Source organism: Micromonospora chalcea (assembly GCF_002926165.1).
GTDB lineage: Bacteria > Actinomycetota > Actinomycetes > Mycobacteriales > Micromonosporaceae > Micromonospora > Micromonospora chalcea.
The window spans coordinates 46,543-68,487 of record NZ_MAGP01000103.1 but is presented as its reverse complement, the minus strand read 5'-3'; the positions used below and the strand labels follow the sequence as shown (position 1 = coordinate 68,487).

General features: G+C 71.8%; 19 protein-coding genes. 3 read left to right on the top strand and 16 right to left on the bottom strand.

Annotated features, from left to right (window positions below):
- Positions 1-106 precede the first annotated feature (106 nt).
- The 3 genes from BAW75_RS11545 to BAW75_RS11535 form a co-directional block, all read right to left on the bottom strand.
- Positions 107-2,089 (bottom strand): ABC transporter ATP-binding protein, encoded by a 1,983-nt coding sequence (locus BAW75_RS11545; protein ID WP_104113566.1) that lies wholly within the window; start codon positions 2,087-2,089, stop codon positions 107-109.
- A gap of 136 nt (positions 2,090-2,225) precedes the next feature.
- Complete coding sequence (locus tag BAW75_RS11540) at positions 2,226-2,993, bottom strand: enoyl-CoA hydratase/isomerase family protein (protein WP_064445313.1); 768 nt, start codon at positions 2,991-2,993, stop codon at positions 2,226-2,228.
- A 46-nt stretch (positions 2,994-3,039) separates the two neighbouring features.
- On the bottom strand, positions 3,040-3,267 hold the full coding sequence (locus BAW75_RS11535; protein ID WP_007072022.1) for a helix-turn-helix domain-containing protein: 228 nt from the start codon (positions 3,265-3,267) through the stop codon (positions 3,040-3,042).
- Positions 3,268-3,569: 302 nt separating this feature from the next.
- On the opposite strand from BAW75_RS11535, the gene BAW75_RS11530 reads away from it, so the two are divergent.
- On the top strand, positions 3,570-4,172 hold the full coding sequence (locus tag BAW75_RS11530; protein ID WP_244206085.1) for a cadmium resistance transporter: 603 nt from the start codon (positions 3,570-3,572) through the stop codon (positions 4,170-4,172).
- A 46-nt stretch (positions 4,173-4,218) separates the two neighbouring features.
- Here BAW75_RS11530 and BAW75_RS11525 read toward each other — a convergent pair whose 3' ends face one another.
- Positions 4,219-5,826 (bottom strand): ABC-F family ATP-binding cassette domain-containing protein, encoded by a 1,608-nt coding sequence (locus BAW75_RS11525; RefSeq protein ID WP_064445312.1) that lies wholly within the window; start codon positions 5,824-5,826, stop codon positions 4,219-4,221.
- 247 nt (positions 5,827-6,073) lie between these two features.
- Between BAW75_RS11525 and ypfJ the strand changes: the two genes are divergently transcribed.
- Positions 6,074-6,988 (top strand): KPN_02809 family neutral zinc metallopeptidase, encoded by a 915-nt coding sequence (gene ypfJ, locus BAW75_RS11520; protein WP_043331134.1) that lies wholly within the window; start codon positions 6,074-6,076, stop codon positions 6,986-6,988.
- A 69-nt stretch (positions 6,989-7,057) separates the two neighbouring features.
- On the opposite strand, the gene BAW75_RS11515 is transcribed toward ypfJ, so the two are convergent.
- The 12 genes from BAW75_RS11515 to BAW75_RS11460 all read right to left on the bottom strand — a co-directional run bounded on the left by BAW75_RS11515 (position 7,058) and on the right by BAW75_RS11460 (position 20,765).
- On the bottom strand, positions 7,058-8,269 hold the full coding sequence (locus BAW75_RS11515) for an RCC1 domain-containing protein (protein WP_104113564.1): 1,212 nt from the start codon (positions 8,267-8,269) through the stop codon (positions 7,058-7,060).
- A gap of 165 nt (positions 8,270-8,434) precedes the next feature.
- Positions 8,435-9,073, bottom strand: a complete 639-nt coding sequence (locus tag BAW75_RS11510; protein WP_167435557.1) for an acVLRF1 family peptidyl-tRNA hydrolase — start codon at positions 9,071-9,073, stop codon at positions 8,435-8,437.
- Between the two features lie 85 nt (positions 9,074-9,158).
- Positions 9,159-12,854: a reprolysin-like metallopeptidase gene (locus BAW75_RS11505; protein WP_244206084.1), complete on the bottom strand. Its 3,696-nt coding sequence runs from the start codon at positions 12,852-12,854 to the stop codon at positions 9,159-9,161.
- A 216-nt stretch (positions 12,855-13,070) separates the two neighbouring features.
- Positions 13,071-13,724 (bottom strand): LysE/ArgO family amino acid transporter, encoded by a 654-nt coding sequence (locus BAW75_RS11500; protein ID WP_104113562.1) that lies wholly within the window; start codon positions 13,722-13,724, stop codon positions 13,071-13,073.
- 414 nt (positions 13,725-14,138) lie between these two features.
- Positions 14,139-14,561: a metal-sulfur cluster assembly factor gene (locus BAW75_RS11495; protein ID WP_064446423.1), complete on the bottom strand. Its 423-nt coding sequence runs from the start codon at positions 14,559-14,561 to the stop codon at positions 14,139-14,141.
- Positions 14,562-14,572: 11 nt separating this feature from the next.
- Complete coding sequence (gene sufU, locus BAW75_RS11490) at positions 14,573-15,046, bottom strand: Fe-S cluster assembly sulfur transfer protein SufU (protein ID WP_064445308.1); 474 nt, start codon at positions 15,044-15,046, stop codon at positions 14,573-14,575.
- Entirely contained in the window at positions 15,046-16,350 is a 1,305-nt protein-coding gene (locus BAW75_RS11485) for a cysteine desulfurase (RefSeq protein ID WP_064445307.1), read from the bottom strand. Before BAW75_RS11485 ends, sufU begins: the two co-directional genes overlap by 1 nt.
- A gap of 6 nt (positions 16,351-16,356) precedes the next feature.
- Positions 16,357-17,130 (bottom strand): Fe-S cluster assembly ATPase SufC, encoded by a 774-nt coding sequence (gene sufC, locus BAW75_RS11480; protein ID WP_064445306.1) that lies wholly within the window; start codon positions 17,128-17,130, stop codon positions 16,357-16,359.
- Positions 17,130-17,474 (bottom strand): non-heme iron oxygenase ferredoxin subunit, encoded by a 345-nt coding sequence (locus tag BAW75_RS11475; RefSeq protein ID WP_064445305.1) that lies wholly within the window; start codon positions 17,472-17,474, stop codon positions 17,130-17,132. Before BAW75_RS11475 ends, sufC begins: the two co-directional genes overlap by 1 nt.
- Positions 17,474-18,616: a Fe-S cluster assembly protein SufD gene (gene sufD, locus BAW75_RS11470; protein WP_069089093.1), complete on the bottom strand. Its 1,143-nt coding sequence runs from the start codon at positions 18,614-18,616 to the stop codon at positions 17,474-17,476. Before sufD ends, BAW75_RS11475 begins: the two co-directional genes overlap by 1 nt.
- Positions 18,617-18,672: 56 nt before the next feature.
- Positions 18,673-20,103 (bottom strand): Fe-S cluster assembly protein SufB, encoded by a 1,431-nt coding sequence (sufB, locus tag BAW75_RS11465; protein WP_013287447.1) that lies wholly within the window; start codon positions 20,101-20,103, stop codon positions 18,673-18,675.
- Positions 20,100-20,765 (bottom strand): helix-turn-helix transcriptional regulator, encoded by a 666-nt coding sequence (locus BAW75_RS11460; protein WP_244206086.1) that lies wholly within the window; start codon positions 20,763-20,765, stop codon positions 20,100-20,102. The genes sufB and BAW75_RS11460 overlap by 4 nt, the downstream gene beginning before the upstream one ends.
- Before the next feature lie 208 nt (positions 20,766-20,973).
- On the opposite strand from BAW75_RS11460, the gene BAW75_RS11455 reads away from it, so the two are divergent.
- Positions 20,974-21,936 carry a COX15/CtaA family protein gene (locus tag BAW75_RS11455; RefSeq protein ID WP_208635232.1) on the top strand — a complete coding sequence of 321 codons (963 nt, stop codon included), beginning with the start codon at positions 20,974-20,976 and terminating at the stop codon, positions 21,934-21,936.
- Positions 21,937-21,945 lie beyond the last annotated feature (9 nt).

Below are 21,945 nucleotides of genomic sequence, written 5' to 3'. Positions count from 1 at the left end.
AGGGCTGCGGCCGTCCGGGTCGCCACGGCCCGGCCGCTGGGTGCCCGTCCACCCGGTCGGTGCCGATCCACGCCCGTCGGCGCCGGGATTGAGGCCTCGCGGGCCGCTAGTTGGCTGCCGCCGGGGGCATGGCCTCGTGGGCGACGTAGGTGCCCATCGGCACAGTGGTCACCACCGGCTCCGGCTGCTCCGCCTCGGCGTGCGGCGCGGGCGAGTCGGTGACCGCGAACTGGGTGCGGTACAGCTCGGCGTACAGGCCGCCGACGGCCACCAGTTCGTCGTGCCGGCCGCGCTCCACGATCCGCCCCTCGTCGAGCACGAGGATCTGGTCCGCGTCGCGCACCGTCGAGAGCCGGTGCGCGATCACCAGCGCGGTACGGCCGGTCAGCGCCACCGACAGCGCCCGCTGCACCGCTGCCTCGCTCTCCGAGTCCAGGTGGGCGGTGGCCTCGTCCAGGATCACTATCGACGGGGCCTTGAGCAGCAACCGGGCGATGGCGATGCGCTGCTTCTCGCCGCCGGAGAAACGGTAGCCGCGCTCGCCGACCGTCGTGTCGAGCCCGTCCGGCAGCGCCCGGACCAGGTCGGCCACCTGCGCGCCGGCCAGGGCGGTCCAGATCTCGTCGTCGGTGGCGTCGGGCTTGGCGTACCGCAGGTTCTCGCGGATGGTCTCGTGGAACAGGTGCGAGTCCTGGGTGACCACGCCGATCTCGTCGCGCAGCGAGGCGAGCGTCGCGTCCCGCACGTCGACGCCGCCGACCAGCACCTGGCCCTCGCTGACGTCGTAGATCCGGGAGATCAGCATGGACAGCGTCGACTTGCCGGCGCCGGAGGGGCCGACCAGGGCCACCATCTGCCCGGGCTCGACGGCGAACGAGACGCCCTTGAGCACCGGCTCGTTCACCGTACGGTCGAGGGTCGAGACCTCTTCCAGCGACGCGAGCGACACCTCGGCGGCGCTCGGGTAGCGGAAGCGCACGTCGCGGAACTCGACCCGGCCGCTGCCGCGCGGCACCGGCACCGCGTCGGGCTTCTCCGCGATGCCCGGACGCAGGTCGAGCACCTCGAAGACGCGGTCGAACGACACGAGCGCGCTCATCACGTCGACCCGGACGTTGGAGAGTGCGGTGAGCGGGCCGTAGAGGCGGGTCAGCAGCAGCGCCAGCTTGACGACGGTGCCGGCGCTGACCGCACCGGTGACCGCCAGCCAGCCGCCCACCCCGTAGGTGAGCGCCTGGGCCAGCGACGCGACGAGCAGCATCGCCACGAAGAACGTCCGCGAGTACATCGCGGACTGGATGCCGATGTCGCGCACCCGCTCGGCCCGGCGGGCGAACCGGTCGGCCTCGACCTCCGGCGCGCCGAACAGCTTGACCAGCAGCGCTCCGGCCACGCCGAACCGCTCGGTCATGGTCGCGTTCATCTTCGCGTCGAGGTTGTACGACTCGCGGGTGATCTCGGCCAGGCGCCGGCCCACCCGGCGGGCCGGGATGATGAAGATCGGCAGCAGCACCAGCGCCAGCACGGTGATCTGCCAGGACAGCACGAGCATCGCGCCGGCGGTGAGCACGAGCTGGATGACGTTGCTGACCACTCCGGACAGCGTCGAGGTGAACGCCCGCTGCGCACCGAGCACGTCGTTGTTGAGCCGGCTCACGAGCGCGCCGGTCTGCGTGCGGGTGAAGAACTGCAGCGGCATCCGCTGGACGTGGTCGTAGACCCGGGTGCGCAGGTCGAGGATGATGCCCTCGCCGATGCGGGCCGAATACCACCGCTGGACCAGGGAGAACAGGGCATCGGCCACGGCGAGCGTGGCGATGATCAGGGCGAGCCGGACCACAGTCGTGCGGGCGTCCGGACCGCCGCCGGCGATCGCGTCGATGACGTCGCCGGCGAGCAGCGGCGTGGCCACGCCGATCACCGCGGCGATGATCACGGTGATCAGGAAGACGACGATGTCACGCCGGTAGGGCCGGGCGAACGCGACGATCCGCCGGGCCGTGCCGCGCTTGAGCTCGTGGGCGGAGACCTCGTCCCGGTTGCGCAGCGACCGGAGCATGCTCCAGCCGCCCATGCCGCCGCCGGCCATCGGGTGGGACACTCGTCACCTCCAGGTCGTCAGGCAGCATGAATCGTCGGAGTCCATTCTCCAGACGCCTGTGACAACCTCGCGAGTAACCCAGATCTTCCCGAACGGTCCTTACGAAAATCGCGCTCCGGGCCGGTTACTCGCCCTGGCCGGCCAGGTCCCGGATACGCCGGGTCTGCGCCTCCCGCTCGGCGCGCTGCTGCTCGGCGTGCGTACGGTCGGCCGCGCCCGCCAGGAGCGCCTTGATCTCGACGATCGCGTCCCGGTTGTTGGCGAGGAGCCCGGCCGACAGGTCACGCACCGCGGCGTCCAGCTCGTCGTTCGGCACCACGAGGGTGGCCAGGCCGATCCGGTCCGCCTCGGTGGCGTCCATCCGGCGGCCGGTGGCGCAGATCTCCAGGGCGCGCGAATAGCCGACCAGCTCGACCAGGCGGCGCGTGCCGGCCAGATCGGGCACCAGGCCGAGTGTCACCTCGGCCATCGAGAGCCTGGCGTCGGCGGCGAGCACACGCATGTCGCAGGCGAGCGCGAGCTGGAAGCCGGCGCCGATGGCGTGGCCCTGCACCGCGGCGATCGACACCACGTCCGGCCGGTGCAGCCAGGTGAAGCCGCCCTGGTACTCGGCGATCCGGTCGGCGCACTCCGCCTCCGGGAGCGCGGCCAGCTCGGCGAAGGAGCCCGGCCCGGTGGCACCGGCGACCGCCAGGTCCAGGCCCGCGGAGAAGGCGCGCCCCTCGCCGCGTACGACGACGACGCGGACGTCGCCGGGCAGGTCGCGGGAGAAGTCGCTCATCGCCCGCCACATCGCCGGGGTCTGGGCGTTGAGCACGTCGGGCCGGCACAACGTCACCGTCGCAACCGGCCCGTCGCAGTCGAAGCGCACTCCGGTCGTCTCGGCGGTCACCGGACGCCCCGGAACACTGCGCTGATGGACGACGCTGGGCGGCGGGTCACGCCTTCTTCCGGCGCCGGGCGCCGCCGCGCTGCCGCAGCTGCACGCCGGATTCGGTGAGCACACGGTGGATGAACCCGTAGGAACGGCCGGTAGAGGCCGCCAGAGCACGGATGCTCTCACCCCCGGTGTACCGCTTTACCAGGTCTTTGGCGAGCGTCTGACGCTCGGCCCCGACGATCCGGCGACCCTTCTCAGTGCTGGTGGCTGTGCCGGTGGCTGCCATGCTGATCCCTCACGTCCCAGACTGTGCGGTTCGGATACGGTCCCACCTATTAGACCGCCTCGGACGATCATGCGCCAGATATCAACTATTCGCCAACCGACACGCTACGCAATGTCAGCTTCCCGATAGAGTGATCCTTCCGACCGGCTGATCCGTACCGCCCCGCCGGACGAGCGCATCCTCCCCCATGATCGACACCACCTCCCCGAAGTGGCTGCGTCACCGTGCTCCGGACACCTCCACTTCGGCGAACTGGTGTGGATCATGCGACGGCCGGCGCGGCGGGCCGTATCGTGCCCGGGGTGATTGACGTGATCACGGCCGCGGCGGGTGCCGCCGGTGTCTTCGCCGCCACCAATCTCGACGACATCGTCGTGCTCACGGTGCTGTTCGTGGCCCTCCGGCACACCGGACGCCCCCGGCCCTGGCAGATCGTCGCCGGGCAGTACGCGGGCATCGGCGCGCTCGTCGCGGTCGCGGTGGTGGCCGCCGCCGGGCTGCTCGTGGTGCCGGACCCGTGGCCCGGCCTGCTCGGCCTGCTGCCGGTCGCGCTCGGCGTACGCGCGCTGATGTCCCGTGGCGACGACGACGAGCCGCCGGCGGTGGTCGGCAGCCTGCTCGGCGTCACCGGGGTGACCGTGGCGAACGGAGCCGACAACATCGCCGTCTACGTGCCGGTGTTCCGCTCCCTCGACCCGGCCACCGGCCTGGTCTGGCTGCTGGTGTTCGCGCTACTGGTGGCCGTGTGGTGCGCGGTCGCCGCCGCGCTCGGCGGGCACCCCCGGGTGGTGGCCCTGGTCGGCCGCGCCGGCCACTGGCTGGTGCCGGTGATCTTCATAGTCATCGGCGCGACCATCCTGCTCACCTCCGGCGTCCTCCCCCACCTGGCCGATCTCCTGACCTGACCGACCCGACCCGCCCCGACCCGGCCCACGGGGAAAAGAGGGCGGGTCAGGCCAGCTCGACCAGCTCCAGCAGGTCGTCGGACCAGGCGTCCTCGTCGCCGTCGGGCAGCAGGATGGCGCGGTCCGGCTTGAGCGCGCTGACCGCGCCCGGGTCGTGCGTGACCAGCACGATCGCGCCCGGGTAACGGGCGATCGCGTCCAGCACCTGCTCACGGCTGACCGGGTCGAGGTTGTTCGTCGGCTCGTCCAGCAGCAGCACGTTGGCGCCGGAGCAGACCAGCGTGGCCAGCGCCAGCCGGGTCTTCTCGCCGCCGGAGAGCACGCCGGCCGGCTTGTCCACGTCCTCGCCGGAGAAGAGGAACGCGCCGAGGATCTTGCGCAGGTCGGTGTCGGTCTGGTCGGACGCGGCGCTGCGCATGTGCTCCAGGATCGTCCGGTCCACGTCGAGCGTCTCGTGCTCCTGGGCGTAGTAGCCCAGCCGCAGCCCGTGCCCGGGGCGTACCTCGCCGGTGTCCGGCTCCAGCAGCCCGCCGAGCATCCGCAGCAGCGTGGTCTTGCCGGCGCCGTTGAGGCCGAGGATGGCCACCCGGGAACCCCGGTCCACCGCCACGTTGACGTCGGTGAAGATCTCCAGCGACCCGTACGACTTGGACAGGCCGGTGGCGGTCAGCGGCGTCTTGCCGCACGGGGCGGGGCTCGGGAACCGTACCTTCGCGACCTTGTCCGCGACGCGGACCTCGTCCAGGCCGGAGAGCAGGCGCTCGGCGCGCCGGGCCATGTTCTGCGCGGCGACGGTCTTGGTGGCCTTGGCCCGCATCTTGTCCGCCTGCGCCATCAGCGCGCCGGCCTTCTTCTCGGCGTTTGCGCGCTCCCGGCGGCGGCGCCGCTCGTCGGTCTCCCGCGCCTCCAGGTACGCCTTCCAGCCCAGGTTGTACGTGTCGACCACGGACCGGGTGGCGTCCAGGAACCAGACCTTGTTGACCACCGCCTCCAGCAGCGAGGCGTCGTGGGAGATCACGATCAGGCCGCCCTTGTGGTTGGCGAGGAAGCCGCGCAGCCAGGTGATCGAGTCGGCGTCGAGGTGGTTCGTCGGCTCGTCGAGCAGCAGGATGCCGCCGCCGTTCTCGCCGGCGTCGCGGAACAGGATCCGGGCCAGCTCGATGCGGCGGCGCTGACCGCCGGAGAGCGTGCCGATGGTCTGCGCCAGGGCGCGGTCGGGCAGGCCGAGGTTGGCGCAGATGCGGGCGGCCTCGGCTTCGGCCGCGTAGCCGCCGAGGGAGGCGAACTGGTCCTCCAGCGCGCCGTAGCGGCGGACCAGCCGCTCGTCGTCGGCGCCTTCGGCGAGCTTGTTCTCCAGTTCCTTCATCTGCGCCATGAGCACGTCCAGCCCACGGGCGGAGAGCACCCGGTCCCGGCCGGTGACGTCCAGGTCGCCGGTGCGCGGGTCCTGCGGCAGGTAGCCGATGGCGCTGCGCCGGTCGATCTGGCCGCCGTACGGCTGTCCCTCGCCGGCGAGCACCTTGAGCGTGGTGGTCTTGCCGGCGCCGTTGCGCCCGACCAGGCCGATCCGGTCCCCCGGCTGCACCCGCAGGGTGGTGTCGGACAGCAGGATCCGGGAACCGGCGCGCAGTTCCAGGCCGGTGGCAGTGATCATCTCGGAGTACTCGCTCTCGGGTCCGGAAGGGCTGACTCAGGGCACGCGAAAGCGCCGGCGGGTGGTGATTTCCCGTCGGCGCGGGGCGGTTCAGCCTTCGCAGCGCAGCACGGGGGCAAGTGTACCGGTCCCCGCGGGCCCTCTCCCCCGGATTACCGTGCAAGATCATCGGGTACGAAACCCGCCGTCCGGACCCGGTCCGGTACCGCAACCATCACAAACGGACACATCGGTGATCGGGGTCAACATGGAGCTGAACGAGAACGCGCGGGTCGACACCAGCCAGGTGGACGACCGGCGAGGGTCCGGCGGAGGCGGCGGGATGGGCATTCCGATCCCGATCGGCGGCGGCCGGGGCGGGATCGTGGGCATCATCATCGCCGTGCTCGTCGCCCTGGTGGGCGGCGGCTTCGGCCTCAACGCCGCCACCAACGGCGGCGGATCCGAGCAGGGCGACAACACCTCGCTGGAGCAGAAGTGCTCGGCGCAGGACGCGCTGGAGCAGCTCGACTGCCGCAACACTCTCTACGTCAACTCGATCCAGGCGTACTGGCGTACCGCGATGCCGGAGGCGTTCGGCGAGCAGTACAAGCCGTCGAAGACCGTGTTCTTCAGCCAGAACGTCAGCACCGCCTGCGGCGCCGCCGACTCCGGCGTGGGCCCGTTCTACTGCCCGGCCGACGACCAGGTCTACATCGATCTCACGTTCTACCGGCTGCTGGCCGACCAGCTCGGCGCCAAGGGCGAGTTCGCCCAGCCGTACGTGCTGGCCCACGAGTACGGCCACCACGTGCAGGACCTGCTCGGCACCGAGGCGCAGATGCGCCGCCAGCAGGAGCGTGACCCGCAGAGCGCGAACGCGCTGTCGGTGAAGCTGGAGCTGCAGGCCGACTGCTACGCCGGCGCGTGGGCGAAGAACGCCACCGGCACCGCCGACGAGCGCGGGCAGAAGATCTTCAAGAGCATCACCGAGGAGGACATCTCCCAGGCCATCGACGCCGCCGAGAAGATCGGCGACGACGCGATCCAGGAGCGTTCCGGTCGGCCGGTGAACCCGGACGAGTTCACCCACGGCAGCTCGGAGCAGCGCAAGCAGTGGTTCACCAAGGGCTTCACCACCGGTGACCCGAAGTCCTGCGACACCTTCGGCGCCGGGGCCTGATCCCCGCTCGGCGCATCGGCCCGCACCGCCACGGACGGCGGTGCGGGCCGATGTCGTTTCCGGGGCCGGTCAGGCCGGCAGTGTCACCTGAGCCGGAGTGGACCGGTTGACGGTCGTCCCGTCACCGAGCTGGCCTCCGCTGTTGTCGCCCCAGCACCACAGGCCGGCGTCGGTACGGATCGCGCAGCCGTGGTCGGTGACCGCGAGCCCGCCGGTCCAGCTGGTGGCGGTGCCGACCTGCGCGGGCGCGGACCGGTGGGTGGTGCTGCCGTCGCCCACCTGCCCGGCGGAGTTCTTGCCCCAGCACCACAGGCTGCCGTCGGTACGCGACGCGCAGGACGTGTCGCTGCTCGCGGCGATCCGGTTCCACGTGGTGGCGGTGCCGATCTGCACCGGCGCGGTCCGGTACGAGCCGCTCACGCCGAGCTGGCCGTATCCGTTCTCACCCCAGCACCACAGCCCGCCGGCGCGGACCCCGCAGGTGTGCGCGTACCCGGCCGCGACGCCGGTCCACCCGGTCGCGGTGCCGACCTGCGCGGGCGCGGTCTGCGGCGTCAGGTTGCCGAGCCCGAGCTGGCCGTCCGAGCTGGCCCCCCAGCACCAGAGCGTGCCGCCGGTCCGGATACCGCAGGTGTGCCCGTAGCCGGTCGAGACGCTCACCCAGTCGGTGGCCGTGCCGACCTGCAGCGGGGTGTTCGCGACGTACGGCGAGGCGCCGACGCCCAGCTGGGTGGTCCGGTTGAAGCCCCAGCACCAGAGCGTGCCGTCGGTGCGTATCGCGCAGGTGTGCTGGGGGCCGGCGTCGACCCGGGCCCAGGTGGTCGCGGTGCCGACCTGCACCGGGGCGCTGCGGCTGGTGGTGCTCCCGTCGCCGAGCTGGCCGCGGAAGTTCGAGCCCCAGCACCACAGCGTCCCGTCCGTGCGGACCGCGCAGGTGTGGCCGGTGCCGGCGTCGACGTTGGTCCAGGTGGCGGTGCCGACCCGCGTCGGGGCGCTGCGGTTCGTGGTGGTCCCGTCGCCGAGCTGACCGCCGTAGTTCGAGCCCCAGCACCACAGTCCCCCGTCGGTGCTGATCGCGCACGTGTGCGCGCCGCCCGCGGTGACGCTGCTGACGGTGGGCGCGGCGAGCGCGGCGCGCTGCGCCGGGCCCGCGTTCGCCGTACCGGCGGTGAGTGTGGCGGTGAGCACGAGGCTTCCGGCGCTCATTGCCGCCGCCGCGACGAGGAGTCTCGTCGCACGGCGCCACCGGGCTCGCAGCCGGCCGTCCTGATATCCGCTCATGAAGTTGTTGTCTCCCAACGATGTCGGCGCGTGATGGCGGAGGCGAAGCTGCCCCTGCGGGTCGCCCGGAGACCCGCCGCTTCGTGACACCGACGATAGGCATCGAGTCGATTCGATGCACCATCGAGGAGCGGGATTGCGCCGTCTTGAGGTGATCTTTCCTGTTCAGCGGACCAGGATGTGGACCGCCCGGGCGGCCGCGACGGCGGCCTCCAGCACCGCGTGCCGGGGCTCCGGCACGTCGAGCAGGCGCGGCGCGCGCAGCGCCGCCAGCGGGGCCAGCCGTCGGTCGGTCAGCACCGTGTCCACCGCGCGCCGGTCGCCGCCGCACACCAGCGTCGACAGCGTGCCGGCCTCCGGCAACAGCAGGCGTACGGCCAGCTCGGCCGCGTCGCCCAGGGCCGCCTTCGCCTGGTTGTCGCGCCGCCGGGCGAACCGCTGCTGGGACCAGCCGCCCGCCGCGGTACGTCCCTGCACGTACCGGGTGTCCACCTTGGAGACCACCAGGTCGGCGCCGTCGGCGACGCCGACCGCGACAGCGCCCTTGCGGGCCAGCAGCAGACCGATCCGGCGGGCCGCGGTGGCGGAGGCGACGAATCCGGGTACGTCCGCCGACGCGCTCGCCCCGGGCGGGGTGTGCAGCTCGGCGGTGGCGTCGTCCGGGGCGGTGAGGAGGAGCCCGTACTCCTGGACTGTGGTCGTGGGCGGGCCGTGCCGGTCGGTGAAACCCTCGACCCAGCGGGCGACGCGGCCGGGGTCGACCTCGACCCACCGGCCGCCGCCGGCGGCGGGTCGGCTGCTCATGGCCCGACGGTACGCCATCGGCGGGCCCCGCAACGCAGCGCGGGAGGACACCGTGACCGGTGCCCTCCCGCGTCTACCGGGTGGATCAGTGGACGGTGAGGTTGCCGCCCTTCAGCGTGACCTCGGCGGTGCCGCCGCCCGTCCAGTCGGACGAGAACAGCAGCGCGCCGCCCTTCCACAGCGTGACCCCGACGGTGTCGTTCCTGCCGGGGGCGCCCCGGTCGGTCACCGTGACGGCCACGGTCAGACCGGAGGCCACCAGCTTGCCCTTGTTGTCGTACAGGGCGGCCTGGTAGCGCACCTGGGCGACCTTGCCCGCCGAGGTGACGCCGAGCGCGTCGACGGTGCCGGACTTGATCGTGTACGCCTTCCCGCCGGAGCGGAACTCGATCTCGGCCTTGCCGGTGGCGGGCTTGTTCGCCTTGCCCGGCTTCGCGTTCAGCTCCACCTCGACGGTGGAGTTCACGTCGGCCGGGTAGGTGCCCGCCGAGCGGGTGGCGGTCAGGTGACCGCCACCGGTGAGGAACCCGCCGTCGGAGACGGCGACTGTGACCTGCGCGGTGGTGCTGCCCGTGTAGTTGCCGCCCACTGTCGCGGTGACGGTGTGCGTGCCCTTCGGCAGCGTGGCCTCGCACGCCGCGGACGCGCTCGTGGTGGCCGTGCCCAGCAGGGCCGGCACTGCGGCGCAGAGCGTCACGCCGTCCTTCGTGAAGGTGACGGTGGCGGTCCGGATGTCACCGGCTGTGGTGTCCGTCGCGCCGGGCAGCACCGAGCTGTCCCGGACCACGGCCCGCAGCAGGGCCTTGCCGGAGGCGCCGCCGGTCGCGGTGTTCACCAGCGTGTCACCGGCCCAGCTGACCGCCGCGTCCTCGGCGGTGACCGTGATCGTGAACGAGGTGCTGCCGGTCAGCCCGGAGCCGTCGGAGACGGTCACCGTGACCGGATAGGCACCCGGGGCCGCCGTGGTGGTGCCGGCGACCGTCCAGGTACGCGAGCCCGGCCGGGCGTCGGCCGCGGAGGTGCTCGTGACGGCCAGGGACAGGCCGGCGGGCAACCCGGTGGCGGCGGCGGTCAGGTCCGCGCCCGTGGTGTCGCCGTCGGTCGCGGTGACCGTGACGGCAGGCGAGAGCGCGTCGCTGTACTGGACGCTCACGCCACCGTCCGGGGCGGTGCTGGTGACGGCCGGTGCGGACCGGATGGTGAAGTCGGCGTCGTTGACGTCGAAGAAGACGTTGCCGACCGCCTCGATCTTGATCCGGGCCTTCCCGGTCGCCACGTTCGGCAGCGTCACCGTCGCCGAGCCGGTGTTGGCGGTCTGCTCCGCCAGCACGTACGGGAAGGTCAGCCCGCCGTCGGCGGACAGCGAGATCTTCACCTGCGCGGCGTTCACCGGCGCCACGTCGGTGCCGGCCACGTCCCACGTCACGGTCTGGGTCGAGCCGCCGTCCAGGACGGCGGCGGCGCCCTGCGAGGTCACCAGGAACGGACCCGCGTCCGGCGCCAGCACCACGGCGACGTCGCCGCTGCCGATGCCGCCGCCGCCCAGCCGCCCGTCCCGGGCGGTGAGCTTGAAGTGCAGGGTCCGGTCACCCGCGATGCCGACCCAGTCGCGGGTGGGCAGGAACTCGGAGTAGCAGTCGACAAGCTCGGCCGGCACGTTCGACGCGCCACCGGTGGCCGGCGGCGCCGGGGCAGCCGGGCAGGCGCCGGTGGCCGCGTTGGTGTTGCCGGCCAGGATCTGCCGCATGTCCGGGAACACCCGGGTCGAGTCGGTGGTGACCGCGTTCAGCCCCGGCGAGTAGTACTTCAGCGTGTCCGTCGGCGACACGATCGCCGCCTCGCCGAACACCCGGAACAGCGGACCGTTGACCTTCGTGTTGTTCGTCAGCGCGGTGCCGGTCGTGGCGCCCCTGTCGTTCTGCTCCCACAGGTACGTGACGGTGTCGCCGTCGGCGTCGGTGGCGCTGCCGGTCAGCGCGAACGGCGTACGCACCGGGATGGTGACGGTCTCCGGGACGGTGACCACCGGGGCGTGGTTGGTGGTCTCCTCGACCAGCCAGCCGCCGTTGTCGATGGCGCCGCCCTTGGCCGTCTCACCGACGAAACCGGAGGCGCCGGAGGCGTTCGTCAGCTCCAGCGACGCCACGTTGGTGGTGGCCAGCGTGCCGCCGAACGTCACCTGGAAGCCGTTGTCGTTGAGCGTGCCGCTGCCACCGAACGCGGCCACGGTGACCGTCGCGCCGGCCGGCCAGCCGGCGATGCCCTCGATGGCCGCCTTGATGCCCGCGGTGGTGTAGTTGACGCCCCGCGTGATCGGCGCCGAGTCGCTGCCCGCGTAGCTGATGGTGAACGAGTCACCGTCGGCGTCGAACCCGTACAGCGAGACGTTCTGCACCTCGTTGATGGCCGGGCGGTTCGACGTGACGTAGTTGGTGATCTCGGTGTAGCTGCGGTGCGACCAGTACGGGTCGCTGTGCGGCTGGAGGTTGTCCTGCTGGCAGATGCCCGCGTACGCCATGATCGACGAACCGCTGCCCGGCTCGTACGAGTTGGCCGCGCTGCGGTTGCCGCCCGAGCAGTTGTACTGGGTGCCGTTGAAGGTGTGGTTGCCGGCGAACTGGTGACCCATCTCGTGCGAGACGTAGTCGACCGCGTAGAAGTCGCCGACCGGTGTCGGCAGGCCGGTGCAGCCCTGCGCCTTGCCGTTGCCGCCGATCACGCCGAGGCTGGCCACGCCGCCGCCGTTGACGCCCAGGCCGACGTGGCCCACGTCGTAGTTGCTCGCGCCGACCAGCTGGCCGAGCACGATCCGGTTACGGCTGAGCGTGCCACTGCCGCAGGAGGTGAGCTGCGCCGGTGTGAAGCAGGCCGCCGCGCCGCACGGGCCGTTCGGCTCGGTGGCCAGGGCCGGCGTGTTCAGGTTGGTCTTGTCGGTGTCGTTGATCAGCACGAGCCGGATCGCCGTCTCGTCCTCGTAGATCTGGGTGACCCGGTTCATCAGCGTCACCTTCGCGGCGGTGACGTTCTCCGCGCCGAAGTAGGTGGCGTACGATGGGTCGGTCACCAGCGCCACCCGGTAGGTGCGCAGCTTCACCAGCGGCCCGGCCGGGACCTCCGCCTCGGCGATCTCCTCGGCCAGGGCGTGCGCCTCCTGCGTGACGTCCGCACGCTCGACGAACTCGCCCTCCGGGTGCTCCAGGTCGCGGGCGAAGTAGCTCGCGTACAGGCTCTGGTCACGCTGGTAGTACGGGTCGATGTACCAGTTGCCCTTGGCCGACCGGACCGAGGCGTGGAACCCGAGCGGGGTGAGGTCCGCGCGGATGGTCGCGGCCGGGTCGTCCAGGCCCTTGCCGGCGTACGTGGTGATCTCCGGGTGCCTCGCGGCCAGACCGGCCTCCATGACCGGCGAGTCGACCAGCTCGAAGCGCTGGAACGTGCCGTCCGGAGCGGGCAGCGACACCACCTGCTTCGCCACCCGGGCCACCGCGACGCGCTTCTCGGCCGGCGCCTTGTCCAGCAGGCCCTTCATGGTGCCGCGGTCCAGCTTGTACGCGGTCAGCCGCTTGGCCTTGATCGCGGCCTGGCGGCCCGCCTTGGTGGCCGCCGGCTTGCCGTCCACCTTCTGCCACGGCCCGTGGACGCCGGGTGCGGCGGAGGCGGGCGCGGGCGCCGCGAGAACGGGAAGCGTCGCCGCGGCCAGCGCGGCGACGAGGAGGGCAGCGGTCCGTCCGCGCCGGGCGGGTTGCCGGTCGCGCGGCGGACGCCACAGGGTGATCCTCAAGTCTTCTCCCTGCTGGGTCTGGTGTGGATCGACGCACGACCGGTGGGGATGACCGGATGTACGTGAACGGTCCACGGATTGTTCCGTGACCCTAGGACCACTCGCGACTCCGAACATCAGCCGCGAAGATGATGCGGTTGCGTCCGGACGATGCTCCAGGTCGTCCCGGCTCCCGGAATCCGATCGATGCCGTCGGGCCGCGGCCGTCCCCTTCGGTCAGACGCCGAGCACCGTGGCGACCGCGAGGGCGGCGATGATGGCGCTGGACAGCAGCGCGGTGACCCGCCGCCCACGGGGACCGGTGAGGGCCCGGCCGATCAGCGAGCCGCCGCCGGCGATCAGCAACTGCCAGCTGGCCGAGGCGAGGAACACCCCGGCCGTGAAGGCGATCGCACCTGCCCCGCCGGAGCCGAGCACGTCGCCCCGGCCGAGGACGAGCGCCACGAAGTAGACCACTGTGGCCGGGTTGAGCAGAGTCAGCGCGAGAACCGCGGCGAACGCCCGCACCGGCGTGTCCAGGCCACCCCGCGGACTCGGCTCCTGCGCCGGGGCGGGTGAGTCCGGCTCCTGCGCCGGGGCGGGTGGGCGCATCGCGCGCCAGGCGGTGAGGCAGGCGAGGGCCAGCAGCACCCCCGCGGCGATCAGCCGCAGCGGACCCGCGAACGGCGCGAGCCCGCTGGCCACCGCGGCCCCGCCGAGCGCCGCCACGGCCGCGTACATCCCGTCGGCGGTGGCCACGCCGAGCGCCGCCGCCGAACCGACCCGGAACGAGGTACGCGCGCTGAGCCCGAGAATGAGGATCGCGATCGCGCCGACCGGGATGGCGACGCCGTAGCCGGCGACCAGGCCGGCCAGGAACGCCCCGGTCACGACGAGGGGTGGCGGGCCGAGGCGGCCGGCGGCAGGATGCGCTGTCGACGCGCGGCGGTGGCCGCACGGACAGGAGCCTGCTTCGGGTACGCCTCGATCACCCGCTCATCCTGCCCCCTGGTTCCCCCACCCCGGAACCGGTTTTCCCGCGCCTCGGTTGGACTGAAGATCTTGGTACGAATCTGCCCCCGCAGGGGCGATCTCGTACCAAGATCTCGCTGTTCGGGGCACCAACGCCGGTGGCAGTGCCGCCAGGTCACCTTGATCGACACCACTTCGCCGATGTGGCGGCATCAAAGCCACTCCGACCACACCACATCGGCGTAACGGTGTCGATCATGCCGAGAGAACAGAACACCGCGGGCGCGGCACCCCTCAAGGGTGCCGCGCCCGCGGCGGTGACCGGGAGAACTGTCAGACGTTGAAGCCGAGCGAGCGGAGCTGGTCGCGCCCCTCGTCGGTGATCTTGTCGGGGCCCCACGGCGGCAGCCAGACCCAGTTGATCCGGATGTCGTTGACGAGGCCGCCACCGGGACCGGTGGTCAGCGCCTGCCGGGCCTGGTCCTCGATCACGTCGGTCAGCGGGCAGGCCGCCGAGGTCAGCGTCATGTCCAGGGTGGCCACGTTGTCGTCGTCGACGTGGACGCCGTACACCAGGCCCAGGTCGACCACGTTGATGCCCAGCTCGGGGTCGACGACGTCCTTCATCGCCTCTTCGATGTCGCCGATAGCGGCCTTGCCGCCGGCCGGCGCCGCCGCGCCCGCGGCCGCGCCGCCGGCAACAGCACCGTTGACGGCCGCGCCGTCCGTCGCCACCGCGCCAGCCTCGGGGGTCATGTTCTCGTCGCTCATGCCTTCACCTCCGGGCTCACGCCCACCCCGGCGCGTGCCGCGGCGTCCTTGAACGCCATCCACGACAACAGCGCGCACTTCACCCGGGCCGGGTAGCGCGCGACACCCGCGAACGCCACCCCGTCTCCGAGCACGTCCTCGTCCGGCGTGACCTGGCCCCGCCCGGACATCAACTGCACGAACGCCTCGTGCACCACCGCGGCGTCGCTCGCGGCCCTGCCGCGCAGCAGCTCGTGCAGGATGCTCGCCGACGCCTGGCTGATCGAGCAGCCCATCCCGTCGTACGAGATGTCGGTGAACACCGTGCCGTCGGTCGCCACCCGCACGGTGATCTCGTCGCCGCAGGTCGGGTTGACGTGGTGCGCCTCGCCGACCCGGGCGGCCGGGTCTGCCGCGTCCCGCAGGCCGCGGCCGTGCGGGTGCTTGTAGTGGTCCAGGATGATCTCCTGGTAGAGGGATTCGAGCTGCATCACTGGAACACCTTCCGCACCCGCTCCAGACCCGCCACCAGGGCGTCGATCTCCGCGGTGGTGGTGTAGAGGTAGAACGACGCCCGCGTCGTGGCCGGCACCCCGAACCGGGTGCACACCGGCCGGGCGCAGTGGTGGCCCACCCGCACCTGCACGCCGAGCGAGTCGAGCACCTGCCCGACGTCGTGCGGGTGCACGTCACCGAGCGCGAACGAGATCGTCCCGCCCCGGCCCACCGGCACCGTCGGGCCGAAGATCCGCAGGCCGGGCACGGTGGCGAGGGCGTCCAGCGCGTACGCCGTCAGCTCCTTCTCGTGCCACTGGATGGCCGGCATGCCGATCGCGGTGAGGTAGTCCACCGCGGCGCCGAGCGCGACCGCCTCGGCGATCGGCGGGGTGCCCGCCTCGAACCGGGCCGGCGGCGCGGCGAACGTCGAGCCGCCCATGGTCACCGTCTCGATCATCGAGCCGCCGCCCATCACCGGGGGCATCGCGGCGAGCAGCTCGCCCCGGCCCCAGAGCACGCCGATGCCGGTCGGGCCGCACATCTTGTGCCCGGTGAAGACGATGAAGTCGGCGTCGTGGTCGACCACGTCCATCGGCAGGTGCGGCACCGACTGCGAGCAGTCGAGCAGCAGCAGCGCGCCGACCTCGCGGACCCGCGCGGTGATCCGCGAGGTGGCGTTGACGGTGCCGAGGATGTTCGACATGTGCACCAGCGAGACGATCTTCGTCCGCTCGGTGACCAGGTCGTCCAGGCCGGACTCGTCGAGCCGGCCCTGGTCGGTGACCGGGAACCAGCGCAGCGTCGCGCCGGTGCGCTCCGCCAGCAGCTGCCACGGGACGATGTTCGAGTGGTGCTCCATCTCGGAGATCACGATCTCGTCGCCGGGGCCCAGCCGGAACCGGGGGTCGCCGTCCGCGCGCAGCGAGGCGTTGGAGAAGGCGTACGCCACGATGTTGATCGCCTCGGTGGAGTTCTTGGTGAACACCACCTCGTCCACGCTCGGCGCGTTGATGAACGCGGCGATCTTCGCCCGCGCGCCCTCGTACGCCTCGGTGGCCTCGGTGCCCAGCGTGTGCACCGAGCGCGACACGTTGGCGTTGTGCAGCGCGTAGTGCTCGGCGAGCACGTCGAGCACCTGCCGCGGCTTGTGCGAGGTGTTGGCGCTGTCCAGGTAGACCAGCGGGTGGCCGTTGACCTCCCGGTCGAGGATCGGGAAGTCGGCCCGCACCTTCGCCACGTCGAAGCGCGGCACGTCGTCGTACTGCGGCATGCCCGCCGGGATGGCCATCGAGGTCATGGCAGGTCAGGCCCGTGCCGCGCCGGCTCCGGCGACGTAGCGCTCGTAGCCCTCTTCCTCGAGCTTGTCGGCCAGCTCCCGGCCGCCCTGCTCGACGATCCGGCCGGCCACGAAGACGTGCACGAAGTCGGGCTTGATGTAACGCAGGATGCGCGTGTAGTGGGTGATCAGCAGCAGGCCGGTGTCACCGGTGTCGCGTACCCGGTTCACGCCCTCGCTGACCACGCGCAGCGCGTCCACGTCCAGGCCGGAGTCGGTCTCGTCGAGGATCGCCATCTTCGGCTTGAGCAGCTCCAGCTGCACGATCTCGTGCCGCTTCTTCTCGCCGCCGGAGAAGCCCTCGTTGACGTTGCGCTGGGCGAACGCCGGGTCCATCTGGAGGCGCTCCATGGCGCCGCGCAGCTCGCCGCCCCAGGTGCGCAGCTTCGGCGCCTCACCGTCGATGGCGGTCTTGGCGGTACGCAGGAAGTTGGCCACCGACACGCCGGGGACCTCGACCGGGTACTGCATGGCCAGGAAGAGACCGGCGCGGGCCCGCTCGTCGACGGACATGGACAGCACGTCCTCGCCGTCGAGGGTCACCTCGCCGCCGGTGATCTCGTACTTCGGGTGACCGGCGATCGAGTACGCCAGCGTCGACTTGCCGGAGCCGTTCGGGCCCATGATGGCGTGCGTCTCGCCGGAGCGCACGGTCAGGTCGACCCCGTGCAGGATCGGCTTGAGCTCACCCTCGGGCAGCTTGACCGACACCTTCAGGTCGCGGATCTCCAGGGTGCTCATCAGCGGGTCACTCCATTGCTCGGCAGCGGACGGCCGTCGCCGTCCACGGAAAGGTAGATGTCGCCGTCGCGGACTTCGACGGAATAGACGGGTACGGGTTCGGTCGCGGGCAGCCCGGTGGGCTCACCGGTACGCAGGTCGAAACGGGATCCGTGCAGCCAGCATTCCAGCGTGCAGCCCTCGACCTCGCCCTCGGACAGCGCCACGGCGGCGTGCGAGCACTCGTCGTGCACCGCGTAGAACACGTCGTCCTCGCCGTGCACGATCGCGACCTGCACGCCGTCCACGTCGGCGCTGATCGCGGTGCCCTTCGGCACGTCCTCGGTGGAGCAGATCTTGAGCATCAGGCGCCGGCCTTCGCCAGCCGGGCCTCGATGGCGTCACCGAGGCGCTCGCGCAGGTCCTCGACCGGGATCTTGTTGATCAGCTCGGCGAAGAAGCCGCGCACCACCAGGCGCCGCGCCTCGGCCTCCGGGATGCCCCGGGCCATCAGGTAGAACAGCTGCTCGTCGTCGAACCGGCCGGTCGCGCTGGCGTGCCCGGCGCCGGCGATCTCGCCGGTCTCGATCTCCAGGTTGGGTACGGAGTCGGCCCGCGCGCCGTCGGTGAGCAGCAGGTTCCGGTTGATCTCGTACGTGTCGGTGCCGGTGGCCTCGGCGCGGATCAGCACGTCGCCGACCCAGACCGTGTGCGCGTCGTCGCCCTGCAGCGCGCCCCGGTAGCCGACGTTGCTGCGGCAGTCCGGCACGGTGTGGTCGACCAGCTGCCGGTGCTCCAGGTGCTGGCCGGAGTCGGCGAAGTAGACGCCGTACAGCTCGGCCTCGCCGCCGCGCTGGGTGTACTCCACCGACGTGTACTGCCGGACCAGGTCGCCGCCGAGGCTGACCTGCACGTGCAGGATCCGGGCGTCGCGGCCCAGCCGCACCTTCAGGTGCTGCGCCTGCACCGCGTCGTCGGCCCAGTCGGCGACGGTGACCAGGGTCAGCTTCGCCCCGTCGCCCACCGACACCTCGACGTTGTCGGCCAGCGTGGCCGAGCCGACGTGCTCGATCACCACGGTGGCCTCGGCGAACCGGTCCACCTCGACGAACGTGTGGCCGAAGGCGAGCGCCTCGGCGTTCTCGCCGACCACCCGCAGGCGCACCGGCGCCTCCACCACCGCGTCGCGGGCGACCCGCACCAGCAGCGCGCGGTCGGCCCCGCCGTACGCGAGCGCGCTGACCCGGTCGAACGGGGTGAGCACGCTGCCCACCCGGGGGTCGTCCCGGCCGATCCGGTCGACGGTGACGCCCTCGGGCAGGTCACCGTACTCGTGCCGGACCGCGCCGGTCGCGCCCTGCGCCGACCCGGTCAGGCCGCGCAGGCGCTTGAGCGGGGTGAAGCGCCACTCCTCCTCCAGGCCGGTCAGGGCCGGGAAGTCGGCGACGTCGTACGAGCGGAGCGCCTGCGACTTGGTCGTGGGCGGCGCGGAAGCCTGGGTAGTCATCTCTTCCTTGTGTTCTGCGACGAGGTGTCAGGTGAGGCGGAGGACGGGGGCCGGCGTCAGCCGACCGCGCCCTCCATCTGCAGCTCGATCAGGCGGTTGAGCTCCAGCGCGTACTCCATCGGAAGCTCCTTGGCGATCGGCTCGATGAAGCCGCGCACGATCATCGCCATCGCCTCGTCCTCGCTCAGGCCCCGGCTCATCAGGTAGAAGAGCTGGTCCTCGCTGACCTTGGAGACGGTCGCCTCGTGCCCCATCGACACGTCGTCCTCGCGGATGTCGACGTACGGGTAGGTGTCGGAGCGGGAGATCGTGTCGACCAGGAGCGCGTCGCACTTGACCGTGCTCTTGCTGCTGGTCGAGCCCTCCAGCACCTGCACCAGACCGCGGTACGAGGTGCGGCCGCCGCCCCGGGCGATCGACTTCGACACGATGGTCGAGGAGGTGTGCGGCGCGGCGTGCACCATCTTGGCGCCGGCGTCCTGGTGCTGGCCCTCGCCGGCCATGGCCACCGAGAGCACCTCGCCCTTGGCGTGCTCGCCGGTCATGTAGACCGCCGGGTACTTCATGGTGACCTTGGAGCCGATGTTGCCGTCGACCCACTCCATGGTCGCGCCCTCGTGGCACACGGCACGCTTGGTGACCAGGTTGTAGACGTTGTTCGACCAGTTCTGGATGGTCGTGTACCGGCACCGGGCGTTCTTCTTGACGATGATCTCCACGACCGCGCTGTGCAGCGAGTCGGAGGAGTAGATGGGCGCGGTGCAACCCTCGACGTAGTGCACGTACGCGCCCTCGTCGACGATGATCAGCGTCCGCTCGAACTGGCCCATGTTCTCCGTGTTGATCCGGAAGTAGGCCTGCAGCGGGATGTCCACGTGCACGCCCTTCGGCACGTAGATGAACGAGCCACCGGACCAGACGGAGGTGTTCAGCGCGGCGAACTTGTTGTCGCCGACCGGGATGACCGTACCGAAGTACTCCTTGAACAGGTCCTCGTGCTCCTTGAGCGCGGTGTCGGTGTCCAGGAAGACGACGCCCTGCTCCTCCAGGTCCTCACGGATCTGGTGGTAGACCACCTCGGACTCGTACTGCGCCGCGACACCGGCGACCAGGCGCTGCTTCTCCGCCTCCGGGATGCCGAGCTTGTCGTAGGTGTTCTTGATGTCCTCGGGCAGGTCCTCCCAGGAGGTGGCCTGCTTCTCGGTGGACCGCACGAAGTACTTGATGTTGTCGAAGTCGATCCCGGTGAGGTCGGCGCCCCAGTTCGGCATCGGCTTGCGGCCGAACAGCCGCAGGCCCTTGAGCCGCAGGTCGAGCATCCAGGCCGGCTCGTTCTTCTTGGCCGAGATGTCCCGCACCACCGCCTCGCTGAGGCCGCGCTGGGCGGACGCCCCGGCGACGTCGGGGTCGGCCCAGCCGTACTCGTAACGACCGAGGGCCGCGAGCTGCTCCTCCTGGGTCAGGGGCTGAACGATCTGCTCGGTCATCTATCTGTCCTCACAGTGGTGACGGTGGAACCGGACTGGGCGGGAATGTGCGTGGTGCACACGCCGTCGCCGTGCGCGATGGTGGCCAGGCGCTGTACGTGGGTGCCGACCAGACGGGAGATGACCTCGGTCTCGGCCTCGCACAGCTGAGGGAACTCGGCGGCCACGTGCGCCACCGGGCAGTGGTGCTGGCAGAGCTGGCCGCCGGGCGCGATCGTGGACGCGTTGGCAGCGTAACCCTCGGCGGTGAGCGCCCCGGCGAGCGCCTCGGCCCGCGCGAGCGGCGCGTCTCCCGCGTCCTCCATGGCCGCCCGGCAGCGGGTCTCCAGCGCGGAGACCTGCTCGGCCGCGAACGCCGCGACCGCCTCGGCGCCGCCGGTACGGGCGATCCACCGCAGCGCGGCGGTGGCCATGTTGTCGTAGTGGTGGGTGCCGCAGCGGCCCCGGGCCGCCTCGGTGAGCGCGAAGACCTTGGCCGGCCGGCCCCGCCCCCGGCTGCCGCGCACGACCTGGTCGCGGGCGACCACGTCGCCGTCGGCGAGCATGGCGTCGAGGTGCCGGCGGATCGCGGCCGGGCTGAGGCCGAGCGCCGAGCCGAGCTGCGCTGCGGTGGTGGCGCCCCGCTCCAGCAGGAGCTGGGTGACCCGGTCACGGGTCGACAGGTCGGCCGGAGCGGACTCCCGCTCGACGTGCCGGGTGCCACGACGCGACCGCGAACCGTCGGTGACCGCACCGGTCACCGACGCCCGGGACAGCGCCGCCGCGTTTTTCACAACGGCAACGTTACGTAAATCGTCCGGGGCCCGCAAACCCGGGTCCGGTGATTCCGACCACCGGGGTTGCGGAGTCACCCGATCGGGATCAACTACGGTGCGTAGGATTCGCTCCGTGAAGCGTTCCGTCCGGTTCCCGGTCTCGTCCACGCTGCTGCGCCGCCTCGCGCTCGCCTCGATCATCGCGAACGTCGCGATCGTGGTCACCGGCGGGGCCGTCCGGCTCACCGCGTCCGGCCTCGGCTGCCCCACCTGGCCCCGGTGCACCGACGACTCCTACACCACGACCGCCGAGATGGGCGTGCACGGGGTGATCGAGTTCGGCAACCGGCTGCTCACCTTCGCGGTGGGGATCATCGCACTCGCCGTCGTGCTGGCCGTGCTGGCCCACCGTCCCCGCCGGCGCGGGCTGCTCCCGCTGGCCGTCGGCGTGCTGTTCGGCATCCCGGCCCAGGCGGTCATCGGCGGCATCACCGTGCTGACCAACCTCAACCCGTGGGTGGTCGGGCTGCACTTCCTCGCCTCGATGGCGGTCATCGCCGCCGCGTACGCGCTCTGGCGGCGGATCAAGGAGCCGGACGGGCCGGTCAGCCCGACCGTGCCGGCGCCGCTGCGTACCCTCGCCTGGATCACCACGGCGGTGAGCGCGTCGGTGCTGGTGGTCGGCACCTGGGTGACCGGCAGCGGCCCGCACGCCGGCGACCGCGGCGCGGCCCGCAACAGCCTGGACCCGACGCAGATCTCGCAGGTGCACGCCGACGGCGTCTTCCTGCTGATCGGTCTCTCGGTGGCGCTGTACTTCGCGTTCCGGGCGGTCGGCGCGGAGCGCGCGGCGCGGGCCGCCGCGGTGCTGATCGCGATCGAGCTGGGCCAGGGCGTGATCGGCTTCGTCCAGTACTTCACCCACCTGCCCGGCGTGCTCGTCGGCGCGCACATGCTCGGCTCCTGCCTGGTGCTGCTGGCCACGCTCGGCGTCCTGTTCGCGACCCGGGAGCGGCTGCCGGCCGCCCCGCCGGCCCCGGCCGAGCCGGTCGCCGAGCCGGTGGGCGCCGGCGCCTGAGCGGGCGTT

Excerpts from the sequence above, each read along its gene's own strand:
- BAW75_RS11545 (WP_104113566.1), bottom strand. The coding sequence starts at position 2,089 with ATGGCCGGCGGCGGCATGGGCGGCTGGAGCATGCTCCGGTCGCTGCGC.
- BAW75_RS11535 (WP_007072022.1), bottom strand. The coding sequence starts at position 3,267 with ATGGCAGCCACCGGCACAGCCACCAGCACTGAGAAGGGTCGCCGGATC.
- BAW75_RS11525 (WP_064445312.1), bottom strand. The coding sequence starts at position 5,826 with ATGATCACTGCCACCGGCCTGGAACTGCGCGCCGGTTCCCGGATCCTG.
- ypfJ (WP_043331134.1), top strand. The coding sequence starts at position 6,074 with ATGGAGCTGAACGAGAACGCGCGGGTCGACACCAGCCAGGTGGACGAC.
- BAW75_RS11515 (WP_104113564.1), bottom strand. The coding sequence starts at position 8,269 with ATGAGCGGATATCAGGACGGCCGGCTGCGAGCCCGGTGGCGCCGTGCG.
- BAW75_RS11510 (WP_167435557.1), bottom strand. The coding sequence starts at position 9,073 with ATGAGCAGCCGACCCGCCGCCGGCGGCGGCCGGTGGGTCGAGGTCGAC.
- BAW75_RS11495 (WP_064446423.1), bottom strand. The coding sequence starts at position 14,561 with ATGACCCCCGAGGCTGGCGCGGTGGCGACGGACGGCGCGGCCGTCAAC.
- sufU (WP_064445308.1), bottom strand. The coding sequence starts at position 15,046 with ATGCAGCTCGAATCCCTCTACCAGGAGATCATCCTGGACCACTACAAG.
- BAW75_RS11485 (WP_064445307.1), bottom strand. The coding sequence starts at position 16,350 with ATGACCTCGATGGCCATCCCGGCGGGCATGCCGCAGTACGACGACGTG.
- sufC (WP_064445306.1), bottom strand. The coding sequence starts at position 17,130 with ATGAGCACCCTGGAGATCCGCGACCTGAAGGTGTCGGTCAAGCTGCCC.
- BAW75_RS11475 (WP_064445305.1), bottom strand. The coding sequence starts at position 17,474 with ATGCTCAAGATCTGCTCCACCGAGGACGTGCCGAAGGGCACCGCGATC.
- sufD (WP_069089093.1), bottom strand. The coding sequence starts at position 18,616 with ATGACTACCCAGGCTTCCGCGCCGCCCACGACCAAGTCGCAGGCGCTC.
- sufB (WP_013287447.1), bottom strand. The coding sequence starts at position 20,103 with ATGACCGAGCAGATCGTTCAGCCCCTGACCCAGGAGGAGCAGCTCGCG.